Here is a 6,167-nt window from a genome sequence, read left to right on the forward strand (position 1 = left end):
CGGCTCGGGCAAGTCGACGCTCATGCACTGCCTCGCCGGTCTCGACAGCGCCACCTCGGGGTCGGTGCTCATCGGCGACACCGACCTGACCTCGCTGTCCGACAAGCAGATGACCCAGCTGCGACGCGACCGCATCGGGTTCGTGTTCCAGGCGTTCAACCTGGTGCCGACCCTGACCGCACTCGAGAACATCACGCTGCCGCTCGACATCGCCGGCCGCAAGGTCGACCGCGACTGGCTCGACACCGTCGTGTCCCGGCTCGGACTCGGCGAGCGCCTGGATCACCGCCCGGGCGAGCTGTCCGGTGGTCAGCAGCAGCGCGTGGCCTGCGCCCGCGCTCTCGCCGGCCGGCCCGACATCATCTTCGGTGACGAGCCGACCGGCAACCTGGACTCGCGGTCGTCGGGGGAGGTCCTGTCGATCCTGCGCGCGTCCGTCGACGAGTTCGGCCAGACGGTCGTCATCGTCACCCACGACCCCACCGCGGCGAGCTACGCGGACCGCGTGGTGTTCCTCGCCGACGGCAGCATCGTCGACGAACTGCGCGATCCGACCGCCGACGCCGTGCTCGACCGCATGAAGCGCTTCGACACCACCACCACGGTGTCCGCGGCCGAATACGCGGCGGAATAGAGGACACGTCACACATGTCGAATCCCATCACCAAAGTTGCCTTGCGCAACATCGCCGCGCACAAGGTGCGGCTGCTGCTGACGGTGCTGTCCGTGGTGCTCGGCACCGCGTTCGTCACCGGGTCGTTCGTGTTCACCGACACCCTGCAGCGCACGTTCGACAGCATCTTCGCCGACGTCGCCAAGGGCGTCGACGTGCGTGTCGGCACCGAACAGTCGGGCGCCAGCGGTGTCCCGGTCCAGGACATCGACGTGATCGCGGCCCTTCCGGGCGTCAAGACCGTGGTGCCCGCGTACAGCGGTGGCGTCATCGTCCTCGACTCGGAGGGCGCCGCGATCCAGACCGGTGGAGCCCCCGCGGAGGGTTCCGCCTACCTGCCGCCGGACCGCACGCTCGGCGACCCCGAGACGTTCGTCGCCGGCGGCCCGCCGGTCGCCGCCGGGCAGATCGCCCTGAACGCGAGCGCCGCCACCCGCGGCGATCTCGCGGTCGGGGACACGACGAAGGTGCTCACCGCCTCGCACGGCATCCTGCCCGTCACCGTGAGCGGCATCTACGACATCGAGACCGACACCGGCGGCTACGTGGGCGCGCTGTTCACCGAGCAACAGGCCCGCGACCTGTTCACCGACGGCCGTCACGTGCAGTACGTCGACGTCGCCTCCGACGGCAGTGTGTCACCGGACGAGCTGCGCGACGAGGTCGCCGCGGCCCTGCCCGATCTGAAGGTGCAGACCGGCGCCGAGGTCACCGAGGACGTCAAGTCCGACGTCGAGCAGGCGCTGAGCTTCCTCAACTACTTCCTGCTCGCGTTCGGCGCGATCGCCCTGCTGGTCGGCACGTTCATCATCTACAACACCTTCTCGATGATCGTCGCGCAGCGGCTGCGCGAACTGGCGCTGCTGCGCGCCATCGGCGCCAGCCGTCAGCAGGTTGGGCGCTCGGTGACCCTCGAGGCCCTCGTCGTCGGGTTGGTCGGCAGCGCCCTGGGCATCGCCGCCGGCGTCGCCCTGGCCTACGGGCTGCGCGCCGCCCTCAACGCCGCGGACATCGGGCTGCCGTCGGGGCCGCTGCAGCTGGCGCCGCGCACGGTGATCATCGCGCTGCTGATCGGTGTCGTCGTCACCGTCGTCAGCGCGTACGCCCCGGCCCGCCGGGCCACGAAGGTCCCGCCGGTCGCTGCCATGCGTGAGGAGTCGACGGCCACCGTCGAGTCGCTGCGGCTGCGCACGATCGTCGGCGCGGTCGCGGCCGTCGCCGGTGTCGTCGGCGTCGTGATCGGTGCGCAGGGGACCGGCGGCGGCGCCGCCGCGACCGTCGGCGTCGGCGCCCTCGCGCTGATCCTCGCGGTTCTGCTCGCCGCCCCGGCGCTGTCGAAGCCGATCGTCGGAGCGCTCGGCGCCGTGTTCGCCCGCCCGTTCGGCGCGATCGGCCGCCTGGCACGCACCAATGCCGCGCGGAACCCGCGGCGCACCGCCGCGACGGCGTTCGCGCTGACGCTCGGCCTGATGCTGGTGTCGGTCATCGCCGTGTTCGGTGCGTCCGCCAAGTCCAGTGTGAACACCCTCGTCGACACCGGCGTCAAGTCCGAGTTCATGCTCACAGGCCCGCAGATGATGGGCGTGCCGGCGGGCGCGGAGGCCGCGGCCGCGGGTGTTCCCGGGGTGACCGAAGCCGTCGGCGTGTACGGGGTGCAGGCGAAGGTCGGCGACGACGACGAGTTCGGCGCGGCCATGTCCGGCCCGGTCGACAATGTCCTGTCCCTGGACATGACCGCCGGCACCGAGCGAATCGCGGGCGACGAGATGCTGGTCTCGGCGGACACCGCGGACAAGCACGGCCTGCAGGTGGGGTCGACGGTGCCGATGACCAACCGGGACGGTGACACCGTCGAGACGACGGTCGCCGGCATCTACGAGGACAACCAGGTCGTCGGGCTGTGGGTCCTGTCGCCGGAGATGCTCGACCGGTTCGTCCCGGCCGCCGCGCGTGCCCCCATGGTGGTGCTGCTCAACACCGCCGACGGCAGCGATCCGGAGACGATCCGCACCGGGCTCGAGGACGCGACCAAGCAGTTCGTCGTGGTGCAGGTCCTCGACCGCGAACAGTTCAAGGGTCAGCAGGCGGCGCAGATCGACACGCTGCTCGCCGTCCTCTACGGGCTGCTGGCCCTGGCGGTGGTCATCGCGATCCTCGGCATCGTCAACACCCTGGCGCTGTCGGTGGTGGAACGGCGACGGGAGATCGGGATGCTGCGCGCGGTCGGCATGCAGCGCGCCCAGGTGCGCCGCACCATCTACCTCGAGTCGTTGCTCATTGCCGTGTTCGGCGCCGTGATCGGTCTGGTGCTCGGCCTGGTGTTCGGGTGGGGCTTCGTTCGCACCCTGGCCGACCAGGGCCTCGGTGAGATCACCGTTCCGTGGATCCAGGTGCTGGCCATGCTGATCGGATCCGGTGTCGTCGGTGTCCTGGCCGCGCTGTGGCCGGGTGCCCGAGCCGCGAAGACGCCTCCGCTGGAGGCCATCGCCGACGTGTAATCGTCCGGCAAGGACGGTTTTCCACAACCGCACGATTCATCCACAGGCACCCGGCCCGCGACGCTCGTCGCGGGCCGGGTGTCGTTGCCCTCCTCTACTGTGCGCTTCGGGGGGTGAGAGCGGATGGACATCCGGCAACTGCAGCAATGGAATCCGGACGCGCTCGAGAAGTTCGGCGGCACACTCGGGGCGTTCGCCGGGCGGATCGAGAACGTCGGTGTCGACGTCGGCGCGGCCGGTGACTTCGGCGAGGTGTGGATCGGAGCAGCCTCCGACACCGCCGCCGGGAACATCGCGCGGACCGGTAAACGCATTGCCGACCACGCGGATTCGTATCGGAAGGTGGGACGGTGCGCCTCGGACTGCGCGCCGAGGCTCCGGCTGCTGCGCGGCAGGCTCGACGAAACCGCGAGCCGGGCAGCGGAGCTCGGGCTGGCGATCGGACCGGACGGCACCGTCATGCCCGCCGATTCCGCCGACGCCGACGACATCCGCGCGCAGATCGCCGCGATCCTCGAGTCCGCCGCGGCCCTCGACCGCGAGGCCGCGGCCGCGCTCGCCGAGGTCGCGGTCGATCTCGACGTCGGCGGGACACCGTTCGGCAGGATCCACACCCAGGGCCCGGCGATCGTCCCGGTTCCCGGGCCGGGCACCGATCCGCGCGAGGTGATGCGCTGGTGGGACATGCTCGGCGCGCAGGCCCGCGAGCATCTGCTCACCACCCGGCCGGGCGAGATCGGCGGGCTCGAAGGGATTCCTGCCGCCGACCGTGACCGCGCGAATCGCGCACTGCTCGAGACCGAGCGCGTCCGGCTCGAACGCGTCGCCGAGCGGCTGGCCACCGAACTCGACGGCAACATCTTCGGGGGCCTGTTCAGCAACGCCGACGCCGGCCTCGAACAGACCCGCAGGAAACTCGCCGCGCTCGACGCTGTCGCGGACGTGCTCGAGCGCGGCGACCGGCAGCTGCTGGCGCTCGACCTGTCCGGGCGCGAGGCGATGGCCGCGGTCGCGGTGGGGGATGTCGACACCGCCGACCACGTCGCGGTGTTCACCCCGGGCGCCGGCTCGACGGTGCAAGGCAATCTCGCCGGCTACGACGAACAGATCGCGGCGGTCCGGTCCCAGGCCGAACGCGGGCTGGAATCGTCCGGTCGCCCGGACCGTTCGGTCGCGGCGGTGACCTGGCTGAATTATCAAGCTCCGCAATGGGGTTGGGGTCTCGCAATAACGGAGCAGAGCCCGGTGTCCGATCTCGCGGCGACCCGCGCGGCACCCGGCCTGGCCCGGTTCCTGACGAGTCTCGATGCGCGCGAGGACAATCCGAACGTGACGGCGATCGGGCACTCCTACGGTGCGCTCGTCACCGGCATGGCACTGGCACAGGGCGCCCCCGCCGATGCCGCGGTGTTCCTCGGCGCGCCGGGTATCGGCACCGACGACATCCACGACCTGGGGCTGGCGCCGGGCTCGGCGTTCCTCGTCGAGGCCGACCGTGACCCGGTCGCCGATGTCGGTACGTTCGGCGGCGATCCCAGCTTCCTCGACGGCCTGACCCGGCTGTCGTCGGATCCGGGCGTCGGCGCGACCGGTGAGGCGTACCGCGGCTCGATCGGGCACAGCGTCTACCTGACCCCCGGGACGACGAGTTCCTACAACGTCGCACTGGTCGTCGCGGGCCTGGCCGGGCAGGCGGTGCGATGAGCGCCCGGCGGCTTCTCCCGGTGGCGCTGCTGCTCGCGGCGACCACCGGATGCGCGTCCGATCCGGAATTCCACGCCGTCCCGGAACCGGTCGCGACCACCATCGACGGGGCCGTCGACCACTACCTGCGGGTGCACCACGAGATCGCCGACGCGCTGTCGGCGGAATTTCCGGAATTGGTCTTCGGCACCGACCACTCGCGCCTGAACGCGGGGTGCGAGATGACGGACGGCAGCACCGGCTGGGTCGCGCACCTGCCGCTGCTCGTGTCCGACCACAGCGTGCCCCACGACGTGGACCGTGCCGTGGCGGTGTTCGACCGGGCCGCTGCCCGCGCCGGATTCCATCAGCGGGTGGCGGTGCCGCGGCTGGCCCGGCGATTCGACGAACGACGGGTCGCCTCCGACGGCTCGGCGGTCACGTTCGGTGCCGGGGTGTCGACGGTGCTCGGACTCGAGGTCGGCTGCTACCCGCGGTGAGGGCAGCCGTCGGTTACGCTCGGTTGTCCGTCCAGGTGAGTCCGTGCCGGCGAGGGGGATGTCATGCGTGCGGTGCTCGGTGTCGCGGTCGACGACGGGGAGATCAGCGCGGTACTCGTCGACGCCGATGTACCGGCGCTCGGCCCGTTCGATTCGCAGCGCTGGGCCGCGTCCGACGCCGACGACACGACCGCCGCGGCGGTCGGTGCCGTCGCCGCCATGACCGAACGTGCCGAACGCGCGGGGCTGGCCATCGGCCGCATCGGGTTGGTCGCCGATCCCGCCGTCGTCGACGCCGTCCGCGAGGCCGCGACCGTGGAAGTGACCCCGGCCGACGTGGACGCGACCCGGCTCGCGTACCTGGCCAACGCCCCCGAACTGGCCGAGACCCCGGTGCTGGCCGTGCACACCCGCAGCGGGGGAGCGGAGACCGTGTCGGTCGTGGACGTCCCCGCCGGCAGCGTGCTGGCGGCCGTGACCCCGGAGGGCGACGAACTCGTCGGCTACGCCGACCTGCTGCCGGACGCGATGGACGAGGCGGTCGCCCGCGCCGGCCGATCCCCGCAGGCCCTGGTGTTCCTGGATCTGCGTCCCGGCGACGCCGGTCCCGCCCGCGAACTGGCCACCGTGCTCGGGGTCCCGTTCGTGACCCCGCACGGGGTGCCGTGGCACCGCGCGACGGGTGCGGCATTGGTCGCGGCACGGCAGGACGCGCCGCCGCCGGTGCCCGGGGGAGGCAACAACCGAGGCCGGATCGCCGCCCTGGTGGGAGTGCTGGTCGTGCTGCTCGCGATCCTCGGAGCCGGGCTCGCG

At 71.7% G+C, this 6,167-nt stretch carries 5 protein-coding genes; all 5 read left to right on the forward strand.

Annotated features, from left to right (window positions below):
- A partial coding sequence (locus I0Q12_RS25965) for an ABC transporter ATP-binding protein (protein ID WP_197256098.1) occupies positions 1-634 on the forward strand: 634 nt, incomplete at its 5' end.
- Between the two features lie 14 nt (positions 635-648).
- Positions 649-3,171, forward strand: coding sequence for an ABC transporter permease (locus tag I0Q12_RS25970; RefSeq protein WP_197256100.1), 2,523 nt, complete (start codon positions 649-651; stop codon positions 3,169-3,171).
- 123 nt (positions 3,172-3,294) lie between these two features.
- Positions 3,295-4,875: an alpha/beta hydrolase gene (locus I0Q12_RS25975; RefSeq protein ID WP_197256102.1), complete on the forward strand. Its 1,581-nt coding sequence runs from the start codon at positions 3,295-3,297 to the stop codon at positions 4,873-4,875.
- Positions 4,872-5,354 carry an LppA family lipoprotein gene (locus I0Q12_RS25980; protein ID WP_197256104.1) on the forward strand — a complete coding sequence of 161 codons (483 nt, stop codon included), beginning with the start codon at positions 4,872-4,874 and terminating at the stop codon, positions 5,352-5,354. The genes I0Q12_RS25975 and I0Q12_RS25980 overlap by 4 nt, the downstream gene beginning before the upstream one ends.
- 63 nt (positions 5,355-5,417) lie before the next feature.
- Positions 5,418-6,167: hypothetical protein (locus tag I0Q12_RS25985; protein ID WP_197256106.1), on the forward strand; the 750-nt coding region annotated here is incomplete at its 3' end.

It is taken from the genome of Rhodococcus sp. CX (assembly GCF_015865005.1).
GTDB lineage: Bacteria > Actinomycetota > Actinomycetes > Mycobacteriales > Mycobacteriaceae > Rhodococcus.

Excerpts from the sequence above, each read along its gene's own strand:
- I0Q12_RS25970 (WP_197256100.1), top strand. The coding sequence starts at position 649 with ATGTCGAATCCCATCACCAAAGTTGCCTTGCGCAACATCGCCGCGCAC.
- I0Q12_RS25975 (WP_197256102.1), top strand. The coding sequence starts at position 3,295 with ATGGACATCCGGCAACTGCAGCAATGGAATCCGGACGCGCTCGAGAAG.
- I0Q12_RS25980 (WP_197256104.1), top strand. The coding sequence starts at position 4,872 with ATGAGCGCCCGGCGGCTTCTCCCGGTGGCGCTGCTGCTCGCGGCGACC.